The sequence below is a fragment of the Enterobacter sp. QK-SA4 genome (assembly GCF_056856775.1).
On record NZ_JBXFXH010000007.1, the window covers coordinates 1,406,536 to 1,432,807 of the forward strand.

General features: G+C 57.2%; 25 protein-coding genes. 21 read left to right on the plus strand and 4 right to left on the minus strand.

The annotated features are described in order from the left end of the window. The first annotated feature begins 236 nt into the window (after positions 1 to 236). A complete protein-coding gene (gene mlaA, locus AC1VYI_RS08335) occupies positions 237 to 989 on the plus strand; it encodes a phospholipid-binding lipoprotein MlaA (RefSeq protein WP_023312585.1) in 753 nt (250 codons plus the stop codon). Positions 990 to 1,033: 44 nt separating this feature from the next. Here mlaA and fadL read toward each other — a convergent pair whose 3' ends face one another. Further along, positions 1,034 to 2,356, minus strand: a complete 1,323-nt coding sequence (gene fadL, locus AC1VYI_RS08340) for a long-chain fatty acid transporter FadL (protein WP_023312584.1) — start codon at positions 2,354 to 2,356, stop codon at positions 1,034 to 1,036. Positions 2,357 to 2,728: 372 nt separating this feature from the next. Here fadL and AC1VYI_RS08345 point away from each other — a divergent pair, with 372 nt between their 5' ends. The 4 genes from AC1VYI_RS08345 (at position 2,729) to sixA (ending at position 7,390) form a co-directional block, all read left to right on the plus strand. After that, a complete protein-coding gene (locus AC1VYI_RS08345; protein WP_023312583.1) occupies positions 2,729 to 3,013 on the plus strand; it encodes a YfcZ/YiiS family protein in 285 nt (94 codons plus the stop codon). 224 nt (positions 3,014 to 3,237) lie between these two features. Next, on the plus strand, positions 3,238 to 4,548 hold the full coding sequence (gene fadI / locus AC1VYI_RS08350) for an acetyl-CoA C-acyltransferase FadI (protein ID WP_047174229.1): 1,311 nt from the start codon (positions 3,238 to 3,240) through the stop codon (positions 4,546 to 4,548). Then, positions 4,548 to 6,695, plus strand: coding sequence for a fatty acid oxidation complex subunit alpha FadJ (fadJ, locus tag AC1VYI_RS08355; RefSeq protein ID WP_045402644.1), 2,148 nt, complete (start codon positions 4,548 to 4,550; stop codon positions 6,693 to 6,695). Before fadI ends, fadJ begins: the two co-directional genes overlap by 1 nt. A gap of 209 nt (positions 6,696 to 6,904) precedes the next feature. After that, entirely contained in the window at positions 6,905 to 7,390 is a 486-nt protein-coding gene (gene sixA, locus AC1VYI_RS08360; RefSeq protein ID WP_023312580.1) for a phosphohistidine phosphatase SixA, read from the plus strand. Positions 7,391 to 7,435: 45 nt separating this feature from the next. On the opposite strand, the gene smrB is transcribed toward sixA, so the two are convergent. Beyond that, positions 7,436 to 7,987 carry an endonuclease SmrB gene (gene smrB / locus AC1VYI_RS08365; protein ID WP_032646638.1) on the minus strand — a complete coding sequence of 184 codons (552 nt, stop codon included), beginning with the start codon at positions 7,985 to 7,987 and terminating at the stop codon, positions 7,436 to 7,438. A 145-nt stretch (positions 7,988 to 8,132) separates the two neighbouring features. On the opposite strand from smrB, the gene prmB reads away from it, so the two are divergent. Genes prmB through AC1VYI_RS08395 form a run of 6 tightly spaced genes read left to right on the plus strand, consistent with a single transcriptional unit; the run spans position 8,133 to position 12,684 of the window. Beyond that, complete coding sequence (gene prmB / locus AC1VYI_RS08370; RefSeq protein ID WP_023312578.1) at positions 8,133 to 9,065, plus strand: 50S ribosomal protein L3 N(5)-glutamine methyltransferase; 933 nt, start codon at positions 8,133 to 8,135, stop codon at positions 9,063 to 9,065. 60 nt (positions 9,066 to 9,125) lie between these two features. Beyond that, positions 9,126 to 10,211, plus strand: a complete 1,086-nt coding sequence (gene aroC, locus AC1VYI_RS08375; RefSeq protein WP_045354342.1) for a chorismate synthase — start codon at positions 9,126 to 9,128, stop codon at positions 10,209 to 10,211. A 2-nt stretch (positions 10,212 to 10,213) separates the two neighbouring features. Further along, positions 10,214 to 11,038: a penicillin-insensitive murein endopeptidase gene (gene mepA / locus AC1VYI_RS08380; protein ID WP_134867319.1), complete on the plus strand. Its 825-nt coding sequence runs from the start codon at positions 10,214 to 10,216 to the stop codon at positions 11,036 to 11,038. After that, a complete protein-coding gene (locus AC1VYI_RS08385; protein WP_047744165.1) occupies positions 11,038 to 11,847 on the plus strand; it encodes a sulfite exporter TauE/SafE family protein in 810 nt (269 codons plus the stop codon). The genes mepA and AC1VYI_RS08385 overlap by 1 nt, the downstream gene beginning before the upstream one ends. Then, on the plus strand, positions 11,847 to 12,392 hold the full coding sequence (locus AC1VYI_RS08390; protein ID WP_134867320.1) for an elongation factor P hydroxylase: 546 nt from the start codon (positions 11,847 to 11,849) through the stop codon (positions 12,390 to 12,392). Before AC1VYI_RS08385 ends, AC1VYI_RS08390 begins: the two co-directional genes overlap by 1 nt. Positions 12,393 to 12,405: 13 nt before the next feature. Then, positions 12,406 to 12,684 carry a YfcL family protein gene (locus tag AC1VYI_RS08395; RefSeq protein ID WP_023312573.1) on the plus strand — a complete coding sequence of 93 codons (279 nt, stop codon included), beginning with the start codon at positions 12,406 to 12,408 and terminating at the stop codon, positions 12,682 to 12,684. Between the two features lie 58 nt (positions 12,685 to 12,742). Here AC1VYI_RS08395 and mnmC read toward each other — a convergent pair whose 3' ends face one another. Then, entirely contained in the window at positions 12,743 to 14,740 is a 1,998-nt protein-coding gene (mnmC, locus tag AC1VYI_RS08400; protein ID WP_134867321.1) for a bifunctional tRNA (5-methylaminomethyl-2-thiouridine)(34)-methyltransferase MnmC2/FAD-dependent 5-carboxymethylaminomethyl-2-thiouridine(34) oxidoreductase MnmC1, read from the minus strand. A gap of 158 nt (positions 14,741 to 14,898) precedes the next feature. Between mnmC and fabB the strand changes: the two genes are divergently transcribed. After that, a complete protein-coding gene (fabB, locus tag AC1VYI_RS08405; protein WP_045402666.1) occupies positions 14,899 to 16,116 on the plus strand; it encodes a beta-ketoacyl-ACP synthase I in 1,218 nt (405 codons plus the stop codon). A 207-nt stretch (positions 16,117 to 16,323) separates the two neighbouring features. Next, positions 16,324 to 17,502 carry an MFS transporter gene (locus tag AC1VYI_RS08410; RefSeq protein WP_134867322.1) on the plus strand — a complete coding sequence of 393 codons (1,179 nt, stop codon included), beginning with the start codon at positions 16,324 to 16,326 and terminating at the stop codon, positions 17,500 to 17,502. 84 nt (positions 17,503 to 17,586) lie between these two features. On the opposite strand, the gene flk is transcribed toward AC1VYI_RS08410, so the two are convergent. Then, complete coding sequence (flk, locus tag AC1VYI_RS08415) at positions 17,587 to 18,591, minus strand: flagella biosynthesis regulator Flk (RefSeq protein WP_059446233.1); 1,005 nt, start codon at positions 18,589 to 18,591, stop codon at positions 17,587 to 17,589. A gap of 113 nt (positions 18,592 to 18,704) precedes the next feature. Between flk and pdxB the strand changes: the two genes are divergently transcribed. From pdxB to cvpA, 8 genes are all read left to right on the plus strand, one after another. Then, positions 18,705 to 19,841, plus strand: a complete 1,137-nt coding sequence (pdxB, locus tag AC1VYI_RS08420) for a 4-phosphoerythronate dehydrogenase PdxB (RefSeq protein ID WP_134867323.1) — start codon at positions 18,705 to 18,707, stop codon at positions 19,839 to 19,841. 67 nt (positions 19,842 to 19,908) lie between these two features. After that, complete coding sequence (locus AC1VYI_RS08425; protein ID WP_039263237.1) at positions 19,909 to 20,922, plus strand: aspartate-semialdehyde dehydrogenase; 1,014 nt, start codon at positions 19,909 to 19,911, stop codon at positions 20,920 to 20,922. Continuing rightward, positions 20,922 to 21,734, plus strand: a complete 813-nt coding sequence (gene truA / locus AC1VYI_RS08430) for a tRNA pseudouridine(38-40) synthase TruA (protein ID WP_023312566.1) — start codon at positions 20,922 to 20,924, stop codon at positions 21,732 to 21,734. Before AC1VYI_RS08425 ends, truA begins: the two co-directional genes overlap by 1 nt. A 28-nt stretch (positions 21,735 to 21,762) precedes the next feature. Continuing rightward, on the plus strand, positions 21,763 to 22,422 hold the full coding sequence (locus tag AC1VYI_RS08435) for a DedA family protein (RefSeq protein WP_045402676.1): 660 nt from the start codon (positions 21,763 to 21,765) through the stop codon (positions 22,420 to 22,422). 154 nt (positions 22,423 to 22,576) lie between these two features. Beyond that, complete coding sequence (gene accD / locus AC1VYI_RS08440) at positions 22,577 to 23,482, plus strand: acetyl-CoA carboxylase, carboxyltransferase subunit beta (protein ID WP_023312564.1); 906 nt, start codon at positions 22,577 to 22,579, stop codon at positions 23,480 to 23,482. 70 nt (positions 23,483 to 23,552) lie between these two features. Beyond that, positions 23,553 to 24,821, plus strand: coding sequence for a bifunctional tetrahydrofolate synthase/dihydrofolate synthase (folC, locus tag AC1VYI_RS08445; RefSeq protein ID WP_134867324.1), 1,269 nt, complete (start codon positions 23,553 to 23,555; stop codon positions 24,819 to 24,821). Beyond that, positions 24,811 to 25,503, plus strand: a complete 693-nt coding sequence (gene dedD, locus AC1VYI_RS08450; RefSeq protein ID WP_059446231.1) for a cell division protein DedD — start codon at positions 24,811 to 24,813, stop codon at positions 25,501 to 25,503. The genes folC and dedD overlap by 11 nt, the downstream gene beginning before the upstream one ends. A 254-nt stretch (positions 25,504 to 25,757) precedes the next feature. Next, positions 25,758 to 26,246, plus strand: a complete 489-nt coding sequence (cvpA, locus tag AC1VYI_RS08455) for a colicin V production protein (protein WP_000262116.1) — start codon at positions 25,758 to 25,760, stop codon at positions 26,244 to 26,246. Positions 26,247 to 26,272: the final 26 nt, after the last annotated feature.

Sequence of the window (26,272 nt, forward strand, 5' to 3'; positions counted from 1 at the left end):
TGCAATGACAACAAAGGTGATACATCTCTTTCAAAGACATTATAAAATTGCCAGCGAAACGAATTCCAAAAGCCAGGCTATGCTGAGATCAGAGTCACGGTGGTTACTGCCCGTAATTGTGCTCATAGACATCGGTAAACGTGCTGTTACAATCACTTGCACGTTTACAGACGGAGCGTCAACGGCTCCGTTACGGATGGCAATCAACGATAGCCATACTGAACAGGGAGATATTTATGAAACTTCGGCTGTCGGCGCTTGCGCTTGGCGCGACGATGCTTGTGGGCTGCGCCAGCTCCGGGGAGCAAACGGGACGCTCCGATCCTCTCGAAGGATTTAACCGCTCAATGTATAGCTTCAACTACAACGTACTGGACCCGTATGTGGTTCGTCCGGTGGCAGTAGCATGGCGCGATTATGTTCCACAACCCGCGCGTAACGGGTTAAGTAACTTTACCAGCAACCTCGAAGAGCCTGCGGTCATGGTGAACTACTTCCTGCAGGGCGACCCGTATCAGGGGATGGTCCACTTTACTCGCTTCTTCCTGAACTCCATTCTGGGGATGGGTGGCTTTATTGATGTTGCAGGTATGGCTAACCAGAAGCTGCAGCGTGAACAGCCGCACCGTTTCGGCAGTACGATGGGACACTATGGCGTCGGGTATGGTCCGTACGTGCATTTACCGTTCTACGGTAGTTTCACCCTCCGTGATGATGGCGGCGATATGGTGGATACGCTGTATCCGGTCCTGTCGTGGCTGACCTGGCCGCTGTCGGTGGGTAAATGGACGGTGGAAGGGATTGAAACTCGCGCGCAACTGCTCGACTCTGATGGTCTGCTGCGCCAGTCTTCTGATCCGTACATTATGGTGCGCGAAGCGTACTTCCAGAATCATGACTTTATTGCCAACGGCGGCAAGCTGAAGCCGGAAGAGAATCCAAACGCGAAAGCGATCGAAAACGAACTAAAAGATATCGATTCGGAGTAAATAAAAAAGGTGAGCAATGCTCACCTTTTTTGATTCCAGCGCGATTAGAACGCGTAGTTGAAGTTCATGCCGTACAGCCAGGCTTTACCTTCGGAAGAGAACTCATACGGACCTTCCTTGAAGTTAACTTTTTGACCGTGCATATAAGATATGCCCGCATCAATAGAAGCATCCTTGTTGAATGCATAGGTCGCACCAGCGCTCAGCCAGAAGCGGTCCTGATCGGGAATCGAGATAGAGCGTTTGTCTGCTGGTACCGGACTATCATCGAAGGCAATACCGGTGCGGAATGTCCAGTTGTCATCCATATAGTAGGTTGTCCCCAGCGCGATGCGGTAAGCATCACGGAAGCTCTCATCTTTATAGAAGAGCGTGTCGCCGTTGCTATTGGTCGCCTTCAGCTCCTGGAACTGGCTCCAGCTGGTGTAGGTCAGGCTATAGTGAACTGCCCACTGTGGCGCCACTTTGTTATAACCTGACAATTCCCACATTTCTGGTAAGTGCAGGCTCAGAGAGCCGCCAGTGGTTTGTCCATTGGTTCCCATCGGAAGACCGAAGTTGCCGAGGATCTGGTTATAAGCAGAAGGGAGGCTGCTTTTGTAATCTCCATCAAAGTCGATTTTTACTTCGGAACGGTAGGTTAAGCCGTAACGGTTGTTTTTATCGAGTTCATAAAGGATACCGGCGTTCCAGCCAAAGCCCCACTCATCGCCCTTCAGATAAGCGATCTGAGTATCTGCTGGGATACCAGCCACACGCTGTGCCAGGGCTGGTGGAAGTGCGCCTGAGCCAGCGACGACTTTGCCCAGGTCGCCCGCGTAACGTTCGATCTTCGCTTTAGCATACACAGCGTCAAAGCCAACGCCGAAACTCCAGTGATTATCCAGACGGTAAGCACCGCTCAGGTTCAGGTTCAGGGTTTCGAGGTCGGTTTTACCGCCAAACGCCCCAGCTGCATAGTCGTTATTGAACTCGGTTGCTAAACCGTAGTTAGAGGTCACGGATGCGCCCCAACCGAACTGGTCGTTAATCGGCGCCACAAAGTGCATGTTTGGAACCCATGCCGTTGGGGCAATGTTATCCGATTTCAGATCGGCACCTGTCGGAGAACGGCCCGAGATATCAACACCTGGATCGACAAAAATTGCTCCGGCAGAGAAGGTCGGACGATCGAACATCATGATCAACGCGGGGTTACGACTCGCGTTACCCGCATCATCAGCAATGGCGCCTTCCCCTGAATACGCGCGGCCAAGGCCAGAGGAAGAAAATTCGTTTAACTGAAAGCCCGCTGACCAGGCGGAAGTGGAGACGAGTGCCACTGCGACTGCCAGCGCAGTCTTGTTGAACAGGGTTTTCTGGCTCATGACCATAACCTCATTGAGTTATTTTTATTCAATAATTGTTACATACCGTAACAGGAGCGCGAAGTGTAGGGTCTGAGGTATGACAGACAAATCAGACCAGTGGCCAGAGTATAGGTCCGACCAGCCTGAATGTTGCAAGTTTGTTTATTAATATTTTCAAACATGTTTCGTGAAACGAGATCTGCTTGGCAAAATTGTGACCATCGCGACTCACCCAAAAGGGTGGTTTTTGTTTTAGATCATTTTTTAGTGTGATATTGGTCACTTAACCGGTTTTGCGCCATTAACGGCTGGAGAGAGCCCGCGCCGGGGCGTAAAATATCAGCATCGTGTTTATCTCGCGCTCTGCGCGAATACAGAGGAAATTGAGCTATGAGTAAATGCAGTGCTGATGAAACCCCGGTTTGCTGCTGTATGGATGTTGGGACCATCATGGACAACTCCGATTGCACCGCGTCTTACAGCCGCGTGTTCACTACCCGCGCTGAAGCGGAAGAGACCCTGACCGCGCTGAGCAAGCGTGCGCGTGACGTTGAATCCGATCCGTGTGAAATCAAGTCAACCTTTACCGAAGTGGAAGGCGGCGTGAAGCTGGACATCGACTTTGTTTTCGCCTGCGAAGCGGAAACGCTGATTTTCCAGCTGGGCCTGCGTTAATTTCTGCGGCCGGAACCCTCTCCCACGGGAGAGGGCTCAAACATCAAAAACGGTAACCTCAGGGTTACCGTTTTGCTTTTATCACGCCGGCATTTTCTTTTTCTTCTCTGTGTTTTAGCTCGCACTTTTTCGTTTCCCCGATTGGCTGAATGTAAAAAAATGGTTAAGACTATTATCAGGTCAGACCACTTTATGTTGGCGAAAATTTTTTACAGGGGAGTGTTATGAGTCAGGCATTACCGCTTATTACCCGTCAGGGCGATCGCATTGCCATAGTCAGTGGATTGCGCACGCCGTTTGCGCGGCAGGCAACGGCGTTTCATGGCATACCGGCCGTTGACCTGGGCAAAATGGTAGTGGGGGAGATGCTGGCTCGCAGCGAAATTCCACCTGAGGTCATCGAACAGCTGGTTTTCGGTCAGGTCGTGCAGATGCCTGAAGCCCCCAATATTGCGCGTGAAATCGTACTGGGTACCGGGATGAACGTCCATACCGATGCCTACAGCGTCAGTCGCGCCTGCGCGACCAGCTTCCAGGCCGTGGCTAACGTCGCTGAAAGCCTGATGGCGGGCACTATTCGCGCCGGGATCGCGGGTGGAGCGGACTCCTCTTCGGTGCTGCCGATTGGCGTGAGTAAAAAGCTGGCGCGCATCCTGGTGGATGTCAATAAAGCCCGCACGACGGGTCAGAAACTCAAGCTCTTCTCGCGTTTACGCCTGCGCGACCTCATGCCCGTGCCGCCTGCCGTAGCGGAATATTCTACTGGCCTGCGCATGGGCGATACCGCCGAGCAGATGGCAAAAACGTACGGCATTACCCGCGAGCAGCAGGATGCCCTGGCGCATCGCTCGCACCAGCTTGCGGCAAAAGCCTGGTCGGAAGGCAAGCTGACCGACGAGGTCATGACCGCCTATATCCCCCCTTACCGTGAACCGCTCGCGGAGGACAACAATATTCGCGGCACCTCAACGCTGGCGGATTACGCAAAACTCCGCCCGGCGTTTGACCGCAAACACGGCACGGTGACGGCGGCGAACAGCACGCCGCTGACGGATGGCGCCGCCGCCGTGATCCTGATGACCGAATCCCGCGCGAAGGAGCTGGGCATCACTCCCCTGGGCTATTTACGCAGCTATGCCTTCACCGCCATTGATGTCTGGCAGGACATGCTGTTAGGTCCGGCGTGGTCCACGCCGCTGGCGCTGGAGCGCGCGGGGCTGACGCTGGCTGATTTAACCCTGATTGATATGCACGAAGCGTTTGCCGCGCAGACCCTGGCAAACGTACAGCTGCTGGCAAGCGAGCGTTTCGCGCGCGACGTGCTGGGCCGCGCCCATGCCACAGGCGAAGTGGATCAGAGTAAATTCAACGTGCTGGGCGGCTCTATCGCCTACGGTCATCCGTTTGCCGCCACAGGGGCGAGGATGATCACGCAAACATTACATGAACTCCGTCGCCGCGGCGGAGGGTTTGGCCTCGTTACCGCCTGTGCGGCGGGTGGCCTTGGCGCAGCAATGGTTCTGGAGGCTGAATAATGGATATGCCATCTGCATTTAATCTGACGGTTCGCCTCGATAACGTGGCCGTTATCACTATTGATGTGCCTGATGAAAAGATGAATACCCTGAAGGCCGAATTTGGTGTTCAGGTGCGCGCGATGCTAAAGCAGATCCGCGACAACAAAGCGATTCGTGGTCTGGTCTTTATCTCTGCCAAGCCGGATAACTTTATCGCCGGCGCGGATATCAACATGATCGCCCGGGCGCAAAGCGCTCTGGAAGCCGAAGAGCTGGCGCGTCAGGGCCAGCAGGTGATGGCGGAGATCGGCGGCCTGCCGATCCCGGTCATTGCCGCAATCCACGGCGCCTGTCTGGGCGGTGGGCTTGAGCTGGCGCTGGCCTGTCACAGCCGGATTTGCACCGACGATGCGAAAACGATTCTGGGCCTGCCGGAAGTGCAGCTGGGCCTGCTGCCTGGCTCCGGCGGAACGCAACGGTTGCCGCGCCTGGTGGGCGTTAGCACGGCACTGGAGATGATCTTAACCGGTAAACAGCTGCGTGCCCGTCAGGCGTTGAAAGCCGGTCTGGTCGATGACGTCGTGCCGCAGTCCATTTTGCTGGAGGCCGCCGTTGAGCTTGCGCTGAAAGGGCGTCAGGCAAAACGTCCTCTGCCGGTACGCGAGCGCGTGCTGGCCGGTCCGCTGGGAAGAACGCTCCTGTTCAACATGGTGGGCAAAAAGACCGAACAAAAAACCAAAGGCAATTACCCGGCGGCAAAGCGGATCCTGGAAGTGATCGAAACCGGGCTGTCGCAGGGCAGCAGCAGCGGCTATGCAGCGGAGGCCAAAGCCTTTGGCGAACTGGCGATGACGCCGCAGTCACAGGCGCTGCGCAGCATCTTCTTCGCCAGCACGGACGTGAAAAAAGATCCGGGCAGCGAGGCGCAGCCTGCGCCGCTGCGTGCCATTGGCGTACTGGGTGGGGGGCTCATGGGTGGCGGAATCTCTTTTGTTACCGCCAGCAAAGGCAAATTGCCTGTACGCATCAAAGACATTAATCCTAAGGGGATCAACCACGCGCTGCAGTACAGCTGGCAGAACCTTGATCAAAAGGTCAAGCGCCGCCATATCAAGGCAAGCGAGCGTGATAAAACCCTGGCGATGATCTCCGGTACGACGGATTACAGCGGTTTTGCGCACCGCGATCTGGTGATTGAAGCCGTGTTTGAAGATCTGGCGCTTAAGCAGCAGATGGTGGCAGACGTTGAGCAACATTGCGCCCCGCATACCATTTTTGCCTCCAATACGTCGTCATTGCCGATTGGCGATATCGCGGCGAAAGCCGCGCGTCCTGAGCAGGTGATTGGGCTGCACTTCTTTAGCCCGGTCGAAAAAATGCCGCTGGTGGAAGTTATTCCGCACGCGACTACCAGTCCGCAAACTGTTGCCACCGTGGTGAAGCTGGCGAAAAAACAGGGCAAAACCCCGATTGTGGTAGCGGACAAAGCTGGCTTCTACGTCAACCGCATTCTGGCTCCCTACATTAATGAAGCAATGCGGTTACTGACGGAAGGGGAGAAGATTGAGCACGTCGACGAGGCGCTGGTAAAGTTTGGTTTCCCCGTTGGCCCAATCCAACTTTTGGATGAGGTGGGAATAGACACCGGCACTAAAATTATACCAGTGCTTGAAGCCGCATATGGCGATCGTTTTAGCCCACCTGCAAACATTGTTTCTGCGATTTTGAAGGACGATCGCAAAGGCAGAAAAAATGAACGCGGTTTCTATCTTTACGGCGCGAAAGGGCGTAAAAGCAGGAAACAGGTCGACCCTTCGGTATATGGACTCATTTCGACTACGGGTCAGGGAAAACTCTCCGCCGTTCAGTGCGCTGAGCGCTGCGTGATGATGATGCTCAATGAAGCGGCGCGCTGTTTTGATGAGCAGGTAATCAAGAGCGCGCGCGATGGTGACATTGGCGCGGTATTTGGCATTGGCTTCCCGCCGTTCCTCGGCGGCCCGTTCCGTTACATGGATACGCTCGGCGCGGGTGAAGTGGTTGCTATCCTGCAACGTCTGGCTTCGCAATATGGTCCACGGTTTACACCGTGTGACGAATTATTACAGATGGCGGAACGCGGCCAGACATTTTGGCCTGCAAGGGAAACTGTCCTCGTAAGCTGAGGTCAAAAAAGGGTAAATCCTGAAGTGAATGACCCTGTTCTGGCGATTTTGTAAACAGAGATTGACTATACTTACGCCATTGAGGTAAAAAACAGCGTTTCATTCACCGAATGGATCAGGCACAATGCCCGGCCATCGGGTTTTCTACCTCTCAGCATTTATCGCGGGTAGTTAACGCCGGTGCTTCTGGTTAACAAAAGCGGTGCAATATGCAAGTTTTTATCATGCGTCACGGCGACGCGGCACTCGATGCCGCCAGTGACTCAGTACGTCCTTTGACCGTCTGCGGCTGCGACGAATCTCGTCTGATGGCGACCTGGCTTAACGGTCAAAAAGTGGACATTGAACGCGTTCTGGTGAGTCCGTTCCTGCGTGCAGAACAGACGCTGGAGGTGGTAGGGGAGTGTATGAACCTGCCGACCAGTGTGGATGTTCTGCCTGAACTCACCCCGTGTGGCGATGTAGGCCTTGTCAGCGCTTATCTTCAGGCGCTGTGCAATGAAGGTGTCGCTTCCGCGCTGGTCATTTCCCACCTGCCACTGGTTGGCTATCTGGTATCTGAGCTGTGCCCGGGCGAGACCCCGCCGATGTTCACGACATCCGCCATTGCCAATGTTTCTCTCGACGAAACGGGCAAAGGCGTATTCAACTGGCAAATGAGTCCGTGCAACCTGAAGATGGCAAAAGCGATCTGACGTGACGTGCGATATGGCGGGTGCAATCTGCTTCCCGCCATTCTGTCAGGGCAACTCTGGCGGCTGCCACTCTTCCACTTCAATCAACACCAGCAACGCGGCATCTCCGCCGTACTCTTTCGGTGCCTGATGAAAAGCCATTACGTGTGGGTGCTGAGCCAGCCACAGCGGCGTCTGTTGCTTCAGAATATGTTTACCGTGACCGTGCATCACGCAGGCGCAAAAAACATGTTCACGGCGACAGGCCGCGATCAACGCGCCCAGCTCCTGTTTCGCCTGCATCTGCGTTAAGCCGTGGAGATCGAGAAACAGCTCCGGCGAGTAATCTCCGCGGCGTAACTTTTTCAGCTCAAAATGGCTGACGTCTTCGCGCACGTACTTCACGGCCCCCTGCGTGTTGAGCAGCGGCTGAAATTCATCTGAAAAGTAGTGGCTGTTATCGGCCTGCTCCTGCAGAAGACGCTTGACCGGGACTTCGCTGATTTTTTTGCGCTGCGGGCGATGGACAATCGTGTCCTGCGTGATTTTCCGCGTCCCGGTCATTAGCTGGCGGAAGAGCGCCTGATCCTCCTCGCTGAGCGATGTTTTCTTTTTCATTCGTCATTCTCATCTCGTATTTCCGATAGTGTACCCGACTAAACGCATTTTTTAACCTCAAGCGGTACGCGTCATTGCTGATTTATCGCCGTCTTCATGGCAAACTAGCCGCCGAAAATTATGCGAGCATGCCCTGGAGGAAAGAGTGGATAAAATATTTGTCGATGAAGCAGTAAACGAGCTGCATACCATACAGGACATGTTGCGCTGGTCGGTTAGCCGCTTCAGCGCCGCCAATATCTGGTACGGACACGGTACCGATAACCCGTGGGATGAGGCCGTGCAGCTGGTGCTGCCGTCTCTCTATCTGCCGCTGGATATTCCTGAAGACATGCGCACCGCGCGCCTGACCTCCAGCGAAAAACACCGCATCGTTGAGCGTGTGATCCGCCGCGTGAACGAACGCATTCCGGTCGCCTACCTGACCAACAAAGCCTGGTTCTGCGGTCACGAGTTCTATGTCGATGAACGCGTGCTGGTGCCGCGCTCGCCGATTGGCGAGCTGATCAACAACCATTTCGAAGGTCTGATTAACCATCAGCCGCAGCATATTCTGGATATGTGTACCGGTAGCGGCTGTATCGCCATCGCCTGTGCTTACGCCTTCCCGGAAGCGGAAGTTGACGCCGTCGATATCTCCACCGACGCGCTGGCCGTGACCGAGCACAACATTGAAGAGCACGGTCTGATTCATCACGTTACGCCGATTCGCTCTGACCTGTTCCGCGATCTGCCGACGCTGCAGTACGATCTGATCGTGACCAACCCGCCGTACGTCGATGCGGAAGACATGTCCGATCTGCCGAACGAATACCGTCACGAGCCGGAGCTCGGTCTGGCGTCAGGCTCTGACGGCCTGAAGCTGACGCGCCGCATTCTGGCCTGCGCGCCGGATTACCTGACCGACGACGGCGTTCTGATTTGTGAAGTGGGCAACAGCATGGTACATCTGATAGAGCAGTACCCGGATGTGCCGTTCACCTGGCTTGAGTTCGACAACGGCGGTGACGGCGTCTTTATGCTGACCAAAGCGCAGCTGCTCGACGCGCGCGAACACTTCAGCATCTATAAAGATTAATCCAGCGGGCTTCGGCCCGTTTCACAACGCTCAAACACAAACAACTACATCGGAGCCGTGATGGCAGGAAACAGTATTGGACAGTTATTCCGCGTGACCACCTTTGGCGAGTCACACGGGCTGGCGCTGGGTTGTATCGTTGATGGCGTACCGCCAGGCATCGAACTGACCGAAGCCGATTTACAGCACGACCTCGACCGTCGTCGCCCGGGCACCTCTCGCTACACCACGCAGCGTCGCGAGCCGGACCAGGTCAAAATTCTCTCCGGCGTCTTTGAAGGTCGCACCACCGGGACCAGCATCGGTCTGCTGATCGAAAACACCGATCAGCGCTCCCAGGACTACGGCGCCATCAAAGACGTCTTCCGTCCGGGCCACGCCGACTACACCTACGAACAAAAGTATGGCTTCCGCGACTATCGCGGCGGCGGACGTTCTTCCGCGCGTGAAACCGCGATGCGCGTGGCGGCAGGGGCGATTGCTAAGAAATACCTGCAGCAGAAATTTGGCATCGTTATCCGCGGCTGCCTGACCCAGATGGGCGACATTCCGCTGGCGATCAAGGACTGGGATCAGGTCGAGCAAAACCCGTTCTTCTGCGCCGATGCCGACAAGCTTGAGGCGCTGGATGAACTGATGCGTGGCCTGAAAAAAGAGGGCGACTCCATCGGGGCGAAAGTGACCGTGGTGGCAGACGGTGTCCCGGCCGGCTGGGGCGAGCCGGTATTTGACCGTCTCGACGCCGACATTGCCCACGCGCTGATGAGCATCAACGCGGTGAAGGGCGTTGAGATTGGCGACGGTTTTGACGTGGTTCAGCTTCGTGGCAGCCAAAACCGCGATGAGATCACGAAGGCAGGCTTCCAGAGCAACCATGCGGGCGGCATCCTGGGCGGTATCAGTAGCGGGCAGCAGATAATTGCCAATATCGCGCTGAAGCCAACCTCCAGCATTACCGTGCCGGGCCACACGATTAACCGCGATGGCGAAGAAGTTGAGATGATCACCAAAGGACGTCACGATCCGTGCGTGGGGATCCGCGCGGTGCCGATCGCGGAAGCGATGCTTGCGATCGTGCTGATGGATCACTTCCTGCGCCAGCGCGCGCAGAATGCGGATGTGACGACCACCATTCCACGCTGGTAAACATGAAAAAAACCGCAATTGCTCTGCTGGCGCTGCTGGCCAGTGGAGCCAGTCTGGCCGCGACGCCATGGCAAAAAATCACCCACCCGGTGGCGGGGAGCGCGCAGTCGATCGGCGCTTTCTCAAACGGCTGTATCGTGGGCGCGCAGGAACTTCCGCTGCAATCGGATACCTATCAGGTGATGCGTACCGACCAGCGTCGTTACTTCGGCCACCCGGATCTGGTGCTGTTCATCCAGCGTCTGGGCAACCAGGTGCATAGCCTGGGGCTGGGGACGATGCTGATTGGCGACATGGGGATGCCTGCCGGCGGTCGTTTTAACGGTGGGCACGCCAGTCACCAGACCGGACTGGATGTTGATATCTTCCTGCAGCTGCCGAAAGCGCGCTGGACCTCCGCCCAACTGCTGAAACCGCAGGCGCTGGATCTGGTGGCGAGCGACGGTAAGCGCGTTGTGCCGTCCCTGTGGACGCGGGATGTTTCCAGCATGATCAAGCTGGCGGCAGAAGATAACGACGTCACGCGGATTTTCGTTAACCCGGCCATCAAGCAGCAGCTCTGCCTGGATGCCGGAACCGATCGCGACTGGCTGCGCAAAGTGCGCCCGTGGTTCCAGCATCGTGCGCACATGCACGTTCGTCTGCGCTGCCCGGCGAATAGCCTGGAATGTGAAGATCAGCCGCTACCTCCGCCAGGCGATGGCTGCGGTGCGGAACTGCAAAGCTGGTTTGAACCGGCAAAACCTGGAACCTCTAAGCCTGAGAAGAAGACACCGCCTCCGTTGCCGCCTTCCTGCCAGGCGCTACTGGATGAGCATGTACTTTAATGGATAATTTCGTCGATCTGTTTATGGTGTCACCGCTGCTGCTGGTGGTGCTGTTCTTTGTGGCCATGCTGGCCGGTTTTATCGACGCGCTCGCGGGCGGCGGCGGGTTGTTAACCGTGCCCGCTCTGCTGGCGGCGGGCATGAGCCCGGCGCAGGCGCTTGCCACCAATAAGCTTCAGGCCTGCGGCGGGTCGCTCTCGGCGTCGCTCTATTTTATCCGCCGTAAGGTGGTGAGCCTGGCCGATCAGAAGCTCAATATCCTGATGACCTTTATCGGCTCCACGTCGGGCGCGCTGCTGGTTCAGCACGTGCAGTCGGATGTTTTGCGCCAGATCCTGCCGGTTCTGGTCATCTGCATCGGCCTTTACTTCCTGCTGATGCCAAAGCTCGGCGAGGAAGACCGCCAGCGTCGTCTGCACGGCCTGCCGTTTGCCCTGATTGCCGGGGGCTGCGTCGGTTTTTACGACGGTTTCTTCGGCCCGGGGGCAGGCTCGTTTTACGCGCTGGCGTTCGTGACGCTGGCCGGGTTTAACCTCGCCAAATCCACCGCCCATGCCAAAGTACTCAACGCCACCTCGAACGTCGGCGGCCTGCTGCTGTTTATCATTGGCGGCAAGGTTATCTGGGCAACCGGGTTTGTGATGATGGCAGGGCAGTTTCTGGGCGCGCGCGCGGGCTCGCGTCTGGTGTTAAGCAAAGGACAAAAGCTGATTCGCCCGATGATCGTTATCGTCTCGGCGGTGATGAGCGCCAAACTTCTTTATGACAGCCATGGACAGGAGATCCTCACCTGGTTGGGGATGCACTAATGAACAGTACGCATAACTACGAACAGCTGATTGAAATTTTCGACGGCTGTTTTGCTGACGATTTTAATACCCGTCTGATTAAAGGCGACGACGAACCGATCTATCTTCCTGCTGATGCAGAGGTTCCGTATAACCGCATCGTCTTTGCCCACGGCTTTTATGCCAGCGGCTTGCACGAGATTTCGCACTGGTGCATCGCGGGGAAAGCGCGGCGCGAGCTGGTGGACTTCGGTTACTGGTACTGCCCGGACGGACGTGATGCCGCCACTCAGGGCCAGTTTGAAGATGTGGAAGTGAAGCCGCAGGCGCTGGAATGGCTATTCTGCGTCGCGGCGGGTTTCCCGTTCAACGTCAGCTGTGACAACCTCGAAGGCGACTTCGAGCCAGACCGTATCGTCTTCCAGCGCCGCGTTCACGCGCAGGTGATGGAATATCTTGAGAAAGGCATCCCCGAACGTCCGGCACGCCTGATCGGGGCCTTACAGAATTATTACCACACGCCGGTTATCACGGCGGAATGCTTCCCTTGGCCGGAAGATCTTTAACAGAGGAAAGAAGATGATCGCAGAATTTGAATCACGCATTCTGGCGTTAATTGATGACATGGTGGAACACGCCAGTGATGATGAGCTGTTCGCCAGCGGTTATCTGCGTGGTCACCTGACGCTCGCGGTAGCCGAGCTGGAAGCGGGGGACGATCACTCTGCCGACGCCGTTCACGCCGAAGTGGCCCGCAGTCTGGAGAAAGCCATTCAGGCCGGAGAGCTCTCGCCGCGCGATCAGTCTCTGGTGTTAGGCATGTGGGACACTTTGTTCCAGCAGGCGAAAGCGAAGTAAGTGTTTCACCTCCCTCTCCCTGTGGGAGAGGGACGGGGTGAGGGCACCAGACCGCACTCTACTTAACCTTCTTCCCCTTCAGCAGTTTCCGTACCCACAATCGATTCGGATTCAGCCCCGCAAGCGTAATCCTGTCCAGCGGAATCGGCTCGCCGCTCATTTGCGCGGCTAACACTTCTGCCAGCAGCGGTGCGGAACAGAGCCCGCGAGATCCTAATCCACCCAGCATAAACAGCTCCGGATACACCGGCGAGGCCGCCGCCGTTTCCTTGCGTTCAGCAAGATCCTGATAGGCCTCAAGCGTCGCATCATAGTCCGGCACATTTCCCGCCATCGGCAGATGATCGCGGGTGGCGCAGCGCACGCCGCAGCGCGCGTCACCCTCGCTGACGTCAACCTCTTTCGCCCACGCCGCATCCGGGAAGCAGTCAATCAGGCGCTGGCGGTTCTGGGCCTGATCCGCTTCGCTGTAGCGCATATCCGTTTCGCCACGATGATAGCTGGCCCCGATGCAGTGGTGGCCGTTAGACGGATTTTGCGGCGTCAGATAGCCGTCATAGCACAGCACCTGACGCAGTTTGCTCAGTTCAGGCGCGGAAGGAATATGGCTTACCTGGCCGCCGACCGGATAAACCGGCAATGACTCTGTCTGGATAAACTGGCTGATGTTATGCCCGTTTGCCAGCACAACGCTGGCATGACTCGCCTCTTTGCCATCGGCAAAACGCAGATCCCAGCGTTCTGTCCGGCTCAACGATTCAACCTTGCGAGCATAATGCGCCGTCAGCCCGCGCGACTGCGCCAGGGCAATGGCTGCCGCGGTCAGTTCAGCCGGGCACAGCCAGCCGCCGAGCGGATACTGAATGCCCCCACACCCGGTTTCCACGCCAGCGGTCTCTGCCACCTCTTGCGCACTTACCGCACGGGCAATCTCGTCAGGCAGACCCAGCGACAGCATCTGCGTGATTTTTTGCTGGCTCTTTTCATCCCAGCCGAGCTGCGTCACGCCGCACCAGTCATGGTCAAACGCCACCGGCAGGGCATCGTACAGGCGACGAGCGAAGGTAAATGCCGCCGGGAAAAAACGGAACAGGGCCGGGTCGTGCGCGCTTAAAAGCGGATAGAGCGCCCCCTGGCGGTTGCCGGACGCGCCGCTTGCTGGCGCGTCGTCAGCACAGTAGAGCGTGACCTGCCAGCCGCGGTGGAGAAGCGCGAGAGACAGCAGGGCGCTGGCGATCCCCCCGCCAACTATCGCCACCTCACGTGATGCGCTGGCGCGGCGCGCAAACCAGGGTGCACTGGCGGGGATATCCAGCGTCTGCTCCATTCTGCCGACCAGCATGTCGCGCTTGCGGCCAAAACCTTTGGTTTTCTGCATGGTAAAGCCCGCCTCCTGCAGTCCGCGGCGGACAAAGCCTGCCGAGGTGAAGGTGGCAAGCGTTGCGCCCGGGCGCGCCAGCCGCGCCATCGCGCTAAACAGATGCTGGCTCCACATGTCTGGGTTTTTGGCGGGGGCAAAGCCGTCAAGGAACCAGGCGTCCACCGTCTGGTTCATCGAATCATCGAGCGTATCGGTCAGGTCATTGATGTCGCCAAGCCATAAATCCAGCGTCACGCGTCCGCCGTCCAGAATCAGACGGTGGCAGCCGCCGATGTGGGGCGGCCACTGCGCCTGAAGCTGCTCCGCCCAGGCTGCAAGCTCTGGCCAGCGCTGATGAGCGAGCCGCAGATCGTGCGCGGTGAGCGGGAATTTTTCGAAACTGATGAAATGTAATCTTTGTAGCGTAGCCTCAGGGTGGGCAGCGTGAAACTGGTCAAACGCCTGCCAGAGGGTCAGAAAATTGAGCCCGGTGCCGAATCCGCTTTCCGCGACCACAAACAGGCTCCGCGGATGCTCCGGGAAGCGGGTGCTGAGCTGGTTTCCGTCGAGGAAAACATAGCGAGTTTCTTCGAGTCCGTTATCATTAGAAAAATAGACGTCATCAAAATCTCGGGAAACAGGTGTACCCTCAGCGTTGAATTCGAGGTTGGCGGGTTGTATAGCGTTTTGTTTCACGTAAGTTACTCGTCTGACAGGCAGTGGCACGATCTTAACGATGTGAGTCCATCGGTGCAAATTTCCGCAGAAAATGTCTGATCGGACTTGTTCGGCGTACAAGTGTACGCTATTGTGCGACTCGAAACTTACTATAGTGCGACTTACAGAGGTATTGAATGAAACGTGCAGTGATTACTGGCCTGGGCATTGTTTCCAGCATCGGTAATAACCAGCAGGAAGTCCTGGCATCTCTGCGTGAAGGACGCTCCGGGATCACTTTCTCTGAAGAGTTTAAAGATTCAGGTATGCGTAGCCACGTATGGGGTAACGTCAAACTGGACACCACCGGTTTGATTGACCGCAAAGTGGTTCGTTTCATGAACGATGCCTCTATTTATGCTTATCTCTCCATGCAGGAAGCGATCAAAGATTCCGGCCTGAGCGAAGAGGTTTATCAGAACAACCCGCGCGTGGGTCTGATCGCCGGTTCCGGCGGCTCATCAAAAGCGCAGGTATTCGGCGCTGACGCAATGCGTAGCCCGCGTGGTCTGAAAGCAGTAGGTCCGTACGTGGTAACAAAAGCCATGGGTTCTGCGGTTTCCGCGTGCCTGGCGACCCCATTCAAAATCCACGGTGTGAACTACTCCATCAGCTCCGCGTGTGCGACTTCCGCGCACTGCATCGGTAATGCTGTTGAGCAGATCCAGCTGGGTAAACAGGACATCGTATTTGCTGGCGGCGGCGAAGAGCTGGGCTGGGAAATGGCCTGTGAATTCGACGCGATGGGCGCACTGTCCACCAGGTACAATGAGACCCCGGACAAAGCCTCCCGTACCTATGATGCGCACCGTGACGGTTTCGTTATCGCGGGCGGCGGCGGTATGGTTGTGGTTGAAGAGCTGGAGCATGCCCTGGCACGTGGCGCGCACATCTACGCTGAAATCGTGGGCTACGGTGCAACGTCTGACGGCGCCGACATGGTTGCGCCATCCGGCGAAGGCGCGGTGCGCTGCATGAAGATGGCGATGCACGGCGTTGACACCCCAATCGACTACCTGAACTCCCACGGTACCTCTACTCCGGTAGGCGACGTGAAAGAGCTGGGTGCGATCCGTGAAGTCTTCGGCGACAACAGCCCGGCAATCTCTGCGACCAAAGCCATGACCGGCCACTCGCTGGGTGCGGCTGGCGTGCAGGAAGCGATCTACTCTCTGCTGATGCTGGAAAACGGCTTCATCGCGCCAAGCATCAACATTGATGAGATGGACGAGCAGGCTGCTGGCCTGAACATCGTGACCAAACCAATGGACGCGACGCTGACCACCGTCATGTCAAACAGCTTCGGCTTTGGTGGCACCAACGCCACGCTGGTTATGCGTAAGCTGAAAGCATAAGTTTTACGTTTGATTCCGGAAGGGAGCCATAAGGCTCCCTTTTTTATGCATTGACAAGCGGCTGATCTCACAGGCAAACTTCACCCCTCAACATTATCCTCACGATAATGCGTAAGCGTTTAACGTCAACCAACGCACCTTAATCCTGATTATCAGGTAGAGGGGGCGTGGCATTTCCCCGCCTTACTCTTCATTTCGGAGTAAAGCATGACTGCAGTAACTCAAACAGAAACAACCTCTTCAGCGAACGTCTCGCTGTTCCGTATCGCTTTCGCGGTATTTCTGACCTATATGACCGTTGGCCTGCCGCTGCCGGTGATCCCGCTGTTCGTTCATCAGGAGCTGGGCTATGGCAACACCATGGTCGGCATTGCCGTTGGCATTCAGTTTTTAGCCACGGTATTGACCCGCGGCTACGCCGGACGGCTGGCGGATCAGCACGGTGCAAAACGCTCGGCGTTACAGGGAATGTTTGCCTGTGGGCTGGCGGGCGGCGCATGGCTGCTGGCTGCTCTCCTGCCGGTAGATGCCGCGTATAAGTTTGCGCTGCTGGTGCTGGGCCGTTTAATCCTTGGCTTTGGTGAAAGCCAGCTGCTGACCGGCACCCTGACCTGGGGAATGGGGCTGGTGGGGCCTGCGCGTTCCGGCAAGGTGATGTCCTGGAACGGTATGGCCATCTATGGCGCGCTGGCCGCAGGCGCACCGCTTGGACTGCTGATCAATAGCCAGTTTGGGTTTGCGGCGCTGGCTGCCACCACGATGGCTTTACCCCTGCTGGCGTGGGCGTTTAACGGCTCGGTGCGTAAGGTGCCCGCGCACAAAGGCGAGCGACCTTCCCTGTGGAGCGTGGTCGGCCAAATCTGGCAGCCGGGTCTTGGCCTGGCGCTGCAGGGCGTGGGTTTTGCGGTGATTGGTACCTTCGTCTCGCTCTATTTTATGAGCCGCGGCTGGGCGATGGCCGGTTTTACGCTTACCGCGTTTGGCGGCGCGTTTGTGCTGATGCGTGTCTTCTTCGGCTGGATGCCGGATCGCTTCGGCGGCGTGAAGGTGGCGGTGGCGTCGCTGGTGATTGAGACTATCGGTCTGCTGCTGCTGTGGAATGCACCCGTGGCATCCGTTGCGCTGCTCGGCGCGGCGCTAACCGGCTGCGGCTGTTCACTGATCTTCCCGGCGCTGGGCGTTGAAGTGGTGAAGCGCGTGGCCCCGCAGGTGCGCGGTACGGCGCTGGGCGGCTATGCGGCGTTTCAGGATATCTCATACGGGGTAACCGGACCGCTGGCCGGGGTGTTAGCCACCTCGTTTGGTTATCCGTCCGTCTTTCTGGCCGGTGCGGTTTCTGCGGTGGTTGGGATCGTGGTCACGCTGGTGGCGTTTCGCAGATCGTAGTTTTTGCCCGGTGGCGCTTCGCTTACCGGGCCTACAACCGCACTAGCCGTAGGCCGGGTAAGGCGAAGCCGCCACCCGGCAGTGTTAAGCAACCAGCCAGAAAATCGCCAGCGCAATTAGTAGCGCAATAAACATCAATCCTGGACGCGCAGAGAGCGTTCTGAACGTCTCGACGACCGGCGCAAACAGCGGGCTGTAGAGCGGCTGAATGTTTCTCACCTCCGGCACGCCGCCCTCACGCTCGGCGCGGCGAACGAAGATTTGATTGAGCAGATCCTGCACCTGCGCGGTGGTCAGAACCGTTTGCGGCGTGGCCTGCCAGTTTTGCTGGGCGTAATCCCGGATGACTTCAAATTCGTGCGGCTCAAGCGGCTGCTTCAGTGCCGCCTGGACGGTATGCAGGGTAGGGGTATTCTGGGTGCTGAGCGTCTGGCGCGCCTGGAGCCAGGTCACCAGATGAGTAAACTGTTTGGCCGGGATTAACTCACCCGCCTTCACGCCGGACAGCTCCAGCATGGATTGCCAGATAAGCTTCGTCGGTTCGCCGGTGGCCGCAGCCAGCTTCGTCACCATCTGCTTGAGCGTGTTGTGCTCGGCTGGCAGCAGCGGACGCTCGGTTGCCGGGCGCACCTGAGGCTGCGGGATTGACAGCTCGTTGTTCTGCAGCAGGGTCAGCACGGTTTTGAGCTGGTCGGGCGTCAGCTGGCCCAGCGCGGTCTGACCATACTGCTGGCGAATAAAATCGCTCACCGCCTGGCGGTTATTACCCTGGCCCAGCAGCTCCGTCAGCTGAGCAACAATCTGGCGCGTGGTGTGGTTCTGCTGCGCGGTATTAATACGCTGGTTCAGGTTTTGCTCGGCCGCAGGGAAATGGCGCGACTGCAGAGGTGCGTCGTTCCTCACGCCTAAATCATGCTTTACCCCGGCCCAGACTTCCGCGTTTTGCTGTGAAGTCAGCGCAATCAGGCGCGTGATCAGTCGCTCCAGCACGGTGCGCTGTTGCGTGGATAGCGGTTGTTCACCGGCAACGTTTGGCGTGACAGGGCCTTCACCCGGAGGGCGTGGCGGCGTACCTGAAATGGGCTGCATCGTCAAAAATCCTTAAAGTCAAAACTCAGCGTAAACCAGGCATACATATATGCCTGGCGGCGAGATTATGGCACACTTGGCAGGTTTTCTTCCTCTCAAACAGGTACTCAGACGTGAAAATCCTCGTTGATGAAAATATGCCTTACGCCCGTGAGCTGTTTAGCCGCCTGGGTAACGTTAAGGCTGTCCCTGGTCGCCCGATCCCGGTCAACGAACTGGATGACGCAGACGCGCTGATGGTGCGCTCGGTGACTAAAGTAAATGAGGCGTTGCTCGCCGGTAAAGCGATTAAGTTTGTCGGAACCGCAACGGCAGGGACCGATCATGTGGATGATAAATGGCTGAAGCAGGCCGGAATCGGTTTTTCCGCAGCGCCGGGCTGTAACGCCATCGCCGTTGTGGAATACGTTTTCTCCTCCCTGCTGATGCTGGCCGAGCGCGACGGTTTTGCGCTGAAAGACCGCACGGTGGGGATTGTCGGCGTGGGTAACGTCGGCGGGCGCCTGCAAAAGCGCCTGGAAGCGTTAGGGATCCGCACGCTGCTGTGCGATCCGCCGCGTAAAGACAACGGCGATGACGGGGATTTCCGCTCGCTGGATGAGCTGGTTGAACAGTGTGACGTGCTGACTTTCCACACGCCGCTGTTTAAAGAGGGGCCGTATAAGTCGCTGCATCTTGCTGACGAGGCGCTGATCCGTCGTCTGAAGACTGGCACTATTCTGATAAATGCCTGCCGTGGTCCGGTCGTAGATAACGCCGCGCTGCTGACATGCCTGAACGAAGGGCAACACCTCAGCGTGGTGCTGGACGTCTGGGAGCCGGAGCCGGATCTCAACGTTGAGCTGCTTAACAAGGTGGACGTGGGCACGGCGCATATCGCCGGTTATACCCTGGAAGGCAAAGCACGCGGTACCACGCAGGTCTTCGAAGCCTACAGCGCTTTTATCGGCCATCCGCAGCAGGTGGCGCTGGATACCTTACTCCCCGCGCCTGAATTTGGCCGCATTACCCTGCACGGCCCGCTCGATCAGGCAACGCTGAAAAGGCTGGTGCATTTGGTGTATGATGTGCGCCGCGATGATGCGCTGCTGCGTAAAGTGGCGGGGATCCCGGGTGAGTTTGATAAGCTGCGCAAGAACTACGTTGAGCGCCGCGAGTGGTCTTCCCTGTATGTAATGTGCGACGACGCGTCGGCGGCGACGCTGCTGCATAAGCTGGGATTTAACGCCGTTCATCACCCGGCGCATTAATGTCTTCTTAATGCTCCCTGTCGGATACTCCGACAGGGACGCTTTTTTATTTCTGGAGTAAACCACCATGTCTGAAGGCTGGAACATTGCCATTTTAGGTGCCACGGGTGCCGTGGGCGAAGCCCTGCTCGAAACCCTTGCTGAGCGTCAGTTCCCGGTGGGCGATATCTATGCGCTGGCCCGTACCGACAGCGCAGGTGAGCATCTGCGTTTTAACGGTAAATCCGTCATGGTCCAGGACGCGGCCGCGTTCGACTGGACGCAGGCGCAGCTGGCGTTTTTCGCCGCGGGCGCTGAAGCGACGGCTGCGTACGTTGAAGAGGCGACTAACGCAGGCTGCCTGGTGATCGACCTGAGCGGCCTGTTCTCAATGGAGCCGGATGTGCCGCTGGTGGTGCCGGACGTGAACCCGTTTGTGCTGGCTGACTACCGCAACCGTAACGTTATTGCGGTTCCGAACAGCCTCACCAGCCAGCTGCTGACCGCGCTGAAACCGCTGATCGACGACGGCGGCCTGTCGCGCATTACCGTCACCAGCCTGCTGTCCGCGTCCGCGAACGGCAAAAAGGCCGTTGACGCGCTGGCCGGGCAGAGCGCGAAGCTGCTGAACGGTATCCCGATTGACGAAGATGATTTCTTTGGTCGCCAGCTGGCGTTCAACATGCTGCCGCTGCTGCCGGACCGCGAGGGCTCCGTGCGCGAAGAGCGTCGTATCGTCGATGAAGTGCGTAAAATTCTGCAGGACGATGGCCTGATGATCTCCGCGAACGTCGTGCAGTCCCCGGTCTTCTATGGCCACGCGCAGATGGTCGGCTTTGAAGCCCTTCGTCCGCTGGCGGCAGAAGAGGCGCGCGACGCGTTTGGCCGCGGTGAAGACATCGTGCTCTCTGAAGAGAGCGAGTTCCCGACCCAGGTTGGCGATGCCACCGGTAGCGCGCATCTTTCCGTTGGCTGCGTGCGTAACGACTACGGCATGCCGGAGCAGGTTCAGTTCTGGTCCGTTGCCGATAACGTTCGCTTCGGCGGCGCGCTGATGGCGGTCAAAATCGCTGAAAAACTGGTGCAGGAGTACCTGTACTGATGTCAGACGTGGAACAAAAGCCGGTCCATAGAATTGCCCTCGGAATTGAGTACGATGGCAGTAAATATTATGGCTGGCAGCGTCAGAACGAGGTGCGCAGCGTCCAGGAGAAGCTGGAAAAAGCGCTCTCTCAGGTGGCAAACGAGCCGATCAACGTCCTGTGCGCGGGACGTACGGACGCGGGTGTTCACGGTACGGGGCAGGTGGTTCACTTTGAAACCACCGCCGTGCGTAAGGATGCCGCCTGGACGCTGGGTGTAAATGCGAATTTGCCTGGTGACATTGCGGTGCGTTGGGTAAAAGCTGTGCCGGATGATTTTCACGCGCGCTTCAGCGCCACGGCGCGTCGCTACCGTTATGTCATCTATAACCAGCGCCTGCGTCCGGCGGTGTTAAGCCAGGGCGTGACGCATTTTTATGAACCGCTTGATGCGGAACGTATGCATCGCGCGGCGCAGTGTCTGATTGGTGAAAATGACTTTACGTCGTTTCGTGCGGTGCAGTGTCAGTCCCGCACGCCGTGGCGCAACGTCATGCACATAAACGTCAGCCGTTTTGGCGCATATGTGGTGGTGGATATCAAAGCCAATGCCTTTGTACATCATATGGTTAGGAATATTGTGGGCAGCCTGATGGAAGTGGGGGCCGGACACCAGCCGGAGAGCTGGATTGCAGACCTGCTGGCAGCGAAGGACAGAACGCTTGCGGCAGCCACGGCGAAAGCGGAAGGATTGTATCTGGTCTCAGTAGACTATCCGGATCGATTTGACCTGCCGAAACCGCCAATGGGCCCGCTATTTTTAGCGGACTAAACAAAGGTGCAATTAGGGCTTAGACAATATGGACGTAATTCGTTTTTTGATTGATTTCATCCTGCATATTGATGTTCACCTGGCGGAGCTGGTCGCGCAGTATGGCGTCTGGGTTTATGCCATTCTGTTCCTCATTCTGTTTTGTGAAACCGGACTGGTCGTTACCCCATTCCTGCCAGGGGATTCACTGCTGTTCGTTGCCGGGGCGTTATCGGCGCTGCCCACTAACGATCTGAACGTGCACCTTATGGTGATACTGATGGTGATTGCTGCCATTGTCGGTGATGCAGTCAACTACACGATTGGACGGGTATTCGGTGAGCGGCTGTTCAGCAATCCGGATTCGAAAATTTTCCGCCGCAGCTATTTAGACAAAACCCATGCGTTTTATGAACGCCATGGTGGAAAAACCATTATCCTTGCGCGTTTTGTGCCTATTGTGCGTACATTTGCACCGTTTGTGGCGGGAATGGGGCATATGTCCTATCGTCATTTTGCGGCATACAACGTGGTTGGCGCGCTGCTGTGGGTACTGCTGTTTACCTACGCAGGCTATCTGTTTGGCGATCTTCCGGTGGTGCAGGAAAACCTTAAGTTACTGATTGTAGCGATTATTGTGCTTTCCGTACTGCCGGGCGTTATCGAAATCATTCGTCACAAACGTGCGGCGGCAAAACAAGCGAAGTAAATGCACGCTGGCGGTTCGACCACTTTTTTATCCAAAGTTTCGGGCTGTTATGTTTTAATGTGCAACATTCATGGTCTGTTGGAGGCAAAAATGGCATTATTCGCCTCTTATAGCAAAACTGGCATACGACCAGGTTCAGGCAGAAAGGTTATCAATGAGCTGGATTGAACGAATTAAAAGCAACATTACCCCAACGCGCAAAGCGAGCATTCCTGAAGGGGTATGGACGAAGTGTGATAGCTGCGGTCAGGTTCTGTACCGCGCAGAGCTGGAGCGCAACCTTGAGGTGTGTCCGAAGTGTGACCACCATATGCGTATGTCGGCGCGCAACCGCCTGCATAGCCTGCTGGACGAAGGCTCTCTGGTAGAGCTGGGTAGCGAACTTGAGCCAAAAGACGTGCTGAAGTTCCGCGATTCCAAAAAATACAAAGATCGTCTGGCCTCTGCACAGAAAGAGACCGGCGAGAAAGATGCGCTGGTCGTTATGAAAGGCACCCTGCATGGGATGCCGGCTGTTGCCGCTGCGTTTGAGTTCTCCTTTATGGGCGGCTCAATGGGCTCCGTGGTCGGTGCGCGCTTCGTGCGTGCCGTTGAGCAGGCGCTGGAAGACAACTGTCCGCTGATCTGCTTCTCTGCCTCCGGCGGTGCGCGTATGCAGGAAGCGCTGATGTCGCTGATGCAGATGGCGAAAACCTCTGCTGCGCTGGCGAAGATGCAGGAGCGCGGTCTGCCGTACATCTCCGTGCTGACCGACCCAACCATGGGCGGCGTCTCCGCGAGCTTCGCGATGCTGGGCGATCTGAACATCGCTGAGCCAAAAGCGCTGATCGGCTTTGCCGGTCCTCGCGTTATCGAGCAAACCGTTCGTGAAAAACTGCCGCCGGGCTTCCAGCGCAGTGAGTTCCTCATTGAGAAAGGCGCTATCGATATGATCGTCCGCCGTCCGGAAATGCGCCTGAAGCTGGCGAGCATCCTGGCGAAGCTGATGAATCTGCCAGCGCCGAACCCGGATGAGCCGCGCGAAGGCGTGGTGGTACCGGATCAGGAACCCGAGGCCTGATAACTGAAAAGGGCAGGGCCGGTTGGCGCTGCCCTTTTGCTTTCTAATCTGTTAATGACAACCGGGCATTATGGAAAATAAAAGCATTCCCCAAGCCACGTCGCCCCTGGCCGCGTGGCTTTCTTATCTGGAAAACCTGCACAGTAAAACCATCGATATGGGGCTTGAGCGCGTAAGCCAGGTCGCCGCGCGTCTTGATGTGCTCAAACCGGCACCTTTCGTGTTCACCGTCGCGGGTACCAACGGTAAAGGCACGACCTGCCGCACGCTGGAATCTATCCTGATGGCCGCGGGTTACAAAGTTGGCGTGTACAGCTCTCCACACCTGGTCCGCTACACCGAGCGCGTTCGCGTGCAGAACAGCGAGCTGCCGGAATCGGCGCATACGGCGTCGTTCGCGGAAATTGAAGCCGCACGCGGTGAGATCTCATTAACCTATTTTGAATACGGCACCCTGTCGGCGCTGTGGCTGTTCAAACAGGCGCAGCTGGATGTCGTGATCCTTGAGGTCGGCCTCGGCGGACGTCTTGATGCGACCAATATGGTGGATGCGGACGTGGCGGTGGTCACCAGCATCGCGCTGGACCATATCGACTGGCTGGGACCGGATCGTGAAAGCATTGGCCGCGAGAAGGCAGGTATTTTCCGGGCGAATAAACCCGCCGTGGTCGGCGAACCGGACATGCCGTACACCATTGCTGACGTGGCAAACGAGAAGGGCGCGCGTCTGCTGCGCCGCGGCGTTGACTGGCAGTATGAGGTTCAGGATAACGGCTGGCGCTTCAGCGATGGGCAGGGCGCCCTGGACAACCTGCCGCTGCCGCAGGTGCCGCAGCCGAACGCGGCAACCGCGCTGGCGGCACTGCGCGCCAGCGGCCTCGTGGTCAGCGAGCGGGCGATCCGCGACGGTATTCAGAGCGCAATTCTGCCCGGGCGTTTCCAGATTGTCAGCGAGTCACCGCGCCTGATTCTGGACGTGGCGCATAACCCGCATGCGGCGGCGTATCTCGCGGGACGTCTCAAATCGTTACCAAAAACCGGGCACGTGCTGGCGGTTATCGGTATGCTTCATGATAAAGATATCGGCGGGACGCTGGCCTGCATGGAGAGTGTGGTCGATAGCTGGTATTGTGCTCCTCTGGAGGGGCCGCGCGGCGCGACGGCTGAGCAGCTGATGGAACATCTCGGCAAAGGCGCAATCTATAGTAGCGTGGCTCAGGCCTGGCATGCCGCGATGGCGGATGCTAAACCAGAAGATACCGTGCTGGTGTGTGGTTCATTCCACACGGTGGCACATGTCATGGAAGTGATGGACGCGGGGAGAACCGGTGGCGAGTAAGTTTCAGAACCGTTTAACAGGAACCATTGTGCTGGTCGCGCTCGGGGTGATTATTCTCCCGGGTCTGCTCGACGGGCAGAAAAAGCATTATCAGGATGAGTTTGCCGCTATTCCGCTGGTGCCGAAACCGGGTGACCGCGATGAGCCTGATATGCTGCCAGCGGCGACGCAGGCGCTGCCTGCTCAGCCTCCGGAAGGGGCGGCGGAAGAGGTGCGTGCAGGCGATGCCGCCGCACCGTCGCTCGATCCGTCACGCCTGGCGGCAGCGAGCAGCAGCGATATCGATCCGGTGCCGGTAGAGCAGCCTAAACCTGTTGAAAAACCGAAGCCGGTTGAGAAGCCGCAGCCGCAGTCGAAACCGCAGCGGGATAAAGCCGCAGAGCAGCTGGCTGCCGCGTCAGAAACCCCGCCGCCGGCAAAACAAGACGCGGCGCCGACCGGAAAAGCTTACGTTGTGCAGCTCGGCGCGCTGAAAAACGCCGATAAGGTCAACGAGGTCGTGAGCAAACTGCGCAGTGCGGGATATCGTGTTTACACTTCACCTTCCACGCCGGTGCAGGGTAAAATTACCCGTATCCTCGTGGGGCCAGAAGCGTCCAAAGATAAGCTTAAAGGTTCGCTCGGTGAGCTGAAGCAGATCTCCGGCCTGAGCGGTGTGGTGATGGGCTACAGCGCGAACTGATAAGATCTACCCCTCACCCTAACCCTCTCCCCAGAGGGGCGAGGGGATGGTTTGCTCCCTCTCCCTTGAGGGAGAGGGCTGGGGTGAGGGGGAATGGCAGACGTCCAAAGAGACGTAATGAGCCAACGGCGTTGAACATTTTTTCAGCGCCTTTTTTATTTACGCGCGGGAAGGAAATCCCTACGCAAACGTTTTCTTTTTCTGTTAGAATTCGCCCCGAACTGGATGACAGGGCGTTAAATCGTGGGACACATATGGTCTGGATTGATTACGCCATCATTGCGGTGATTGGTTTTTCCTGTCTGGTTAGCCTGATCCGTGGCTTTGTTCGTGAAGCGTTATCGCTGGTAACCTGGGGTTGTGCTTTCTTTGTTGCCAGTCATTACTACACTTACCTGTCTGTCTGGTTCACGGGCTTTGAAGATGAACTGGTCCGAAACGGAATTGCCATCGCGGTGCTGTTTATCGCAACGCTGATTGTCGGCGCTATCGTGAATTACGTGATAGGTCAGCTGGTCGAGAAAACCGGTCTGTCAGGAACGGACAGGGTGCTCGGGATCTGTTTCGGAGCGTTACGAGGCGTGCTGATTGTGGCCGCGATCCTGTTCTTCCTGGATACCTTCACCGGGTTCTCCAAAAGCGAAGACTGGCAGAAATCGCAGCTCATTCCAGAGTTCAGCTTCATCATCAGATGGTTCTTTGACTATCTGCAAAGCTCGTCGAGTTTTTTGCCCAGGGCATAAACCCTGAGATGTGGCTTAACGAGGAA

Bases quoted from the DNA above. Each gene is read 5' to 3' on its own strand.
- truA (WP_023312566.1), top strand. From the start codon at position 20,922: ATGTCAGACGTGGAACAAAAGCCGGTCCATAGAATTGCCCTCGGAATT.
- AC1VYI_RS08390 (WP_134867320.1), top strand. From the start codon at position 11,847: ATGAACAGTACGCATAACTACGAACAGCTGATTGAAATTTTCGACGGC.
- fadJ (WP_045402644.1), top strand. From the start codon at position 4,548: ATGGATATGCCATCTGCATTTAATCTGACGGTTCGCCTCGATAACGTG.
- cvpA (WP_000262116.1), top strand. From the start codon at position 25,758: ATGGTCTGGATTGATTACGCCATCATTGCGGTGATTGGTTTTTCCTGT.
- aroC (WP_045354342.1), top strand. From the start codon at position 9,126: ATGGCAGGAAACAGTATTGGACAGTTATTCCGCGTGACCACCTTTGGC.
- mepA (WP_134867319.1), top strand. From the start codon at position 10,214: ATGAAAAAAACCGCAATTGCTCTGCTGGCGCTGCTGGCCAGTGGAGCC.
- fadL (WP_023312584.1), bottom strand. From the start codon at position 2,356: ATGAGCCAGAAAACCCTGTTCAACAAGACTGCGCTGGCAGTCGCAGTG.
- mlaA (WP_023312585.1), top strand. From the start codon at position 237: ATGAAACTTCGGCTGTCGGCGCTTGCGCTTGGCGCGACGATGCTTGTG.
- folC (WP_134867324.1), top strand. From the start codon at position 23,553: ATGGAAAATAAAAGCATTCCCCAAGCCACGTCGCCCCTGGCCGCGTGG.
- flk (WP_059446233.1), bottom strand. From the start codon at position 18,591: ATGCAGCCCATTTCAGGTACGCCGCCACGCCCTCCGGGTGAAGGCCCT.
- AC1VYI_RS08435 (WP_045402676.1), top strand. From the start codon at position 21,763: ATGGACGTAATTCGTTTTTTGATTGATTTCATCCTGCATATTGATGTT.
- AC1VYI_RS08410 (WP_134867322.1), top strand. From the start codon at position 16,324: ATGACTGCAGTAACTCAAACAGAAACAACCTCTTCAGCGAACGTCTCG.
- accD (WP_023312564.1), top strand. From the start codon at position 22,577: ATGAGCTGGATTGAACGAATTAAAAGCAACATTACCCCAACGCGCAAA.
- AC1VYI_RS08425 (WP_039263237.1), top strand. From the start codon at position 19,909: ATGTCTGAAGGCTGGAACATTGCCATTTTAGGTGCCACGGGTGCCGTG.
- smrB (WP_032646638.1), bottom strand. From the start codon at position 7,987: ATGAAAAAGAAAACATCGCTCAGCGAGGAGGATCAGGCGCTCTTCCGC.
- AC1VYI_RS08395 (WP_023312573.1), top strand. From the start codon at position 12,406: ATGATCGCAGAATTTGAATCACGCATTCTGGCGTTAATTGATGACATG.
- fadI (WP_047174229.1), top strand. From the start codon at position 3,238: ATGAGTCAGGCATTACCGCTTATTACCCGTCAGGGCGATCGCATTGCC.
- AC1VYI_RS08385 (WP_047744165.1), top strand. From the start codon at position 11,038: ATGGATAATTTCGTCGATCTGTTTATGGTGTCACCGCTGCTGCTGGTG.
- fabB (WP_045402666.1), top strand. From the start codon at position 14,899: ATGAAACGTGCAGTGATTACTGGCCTGGGCATTGTTTCCAGCATCGGT.
- sixA (WP_023312580.1), top strand. From the start codon at position 6,905: ATGCAAGTTTTTATCATGCGTCACGGCGACGCGGCACTCGATGCCGCC.
- AC1VYI_RS08345 (WP_023312583.1), top strand. From the start codon at position 2,729: ATGAGTAAATGCAGTGCTGATGAAACCCCGGTTTGCTGCTGTATGGAT.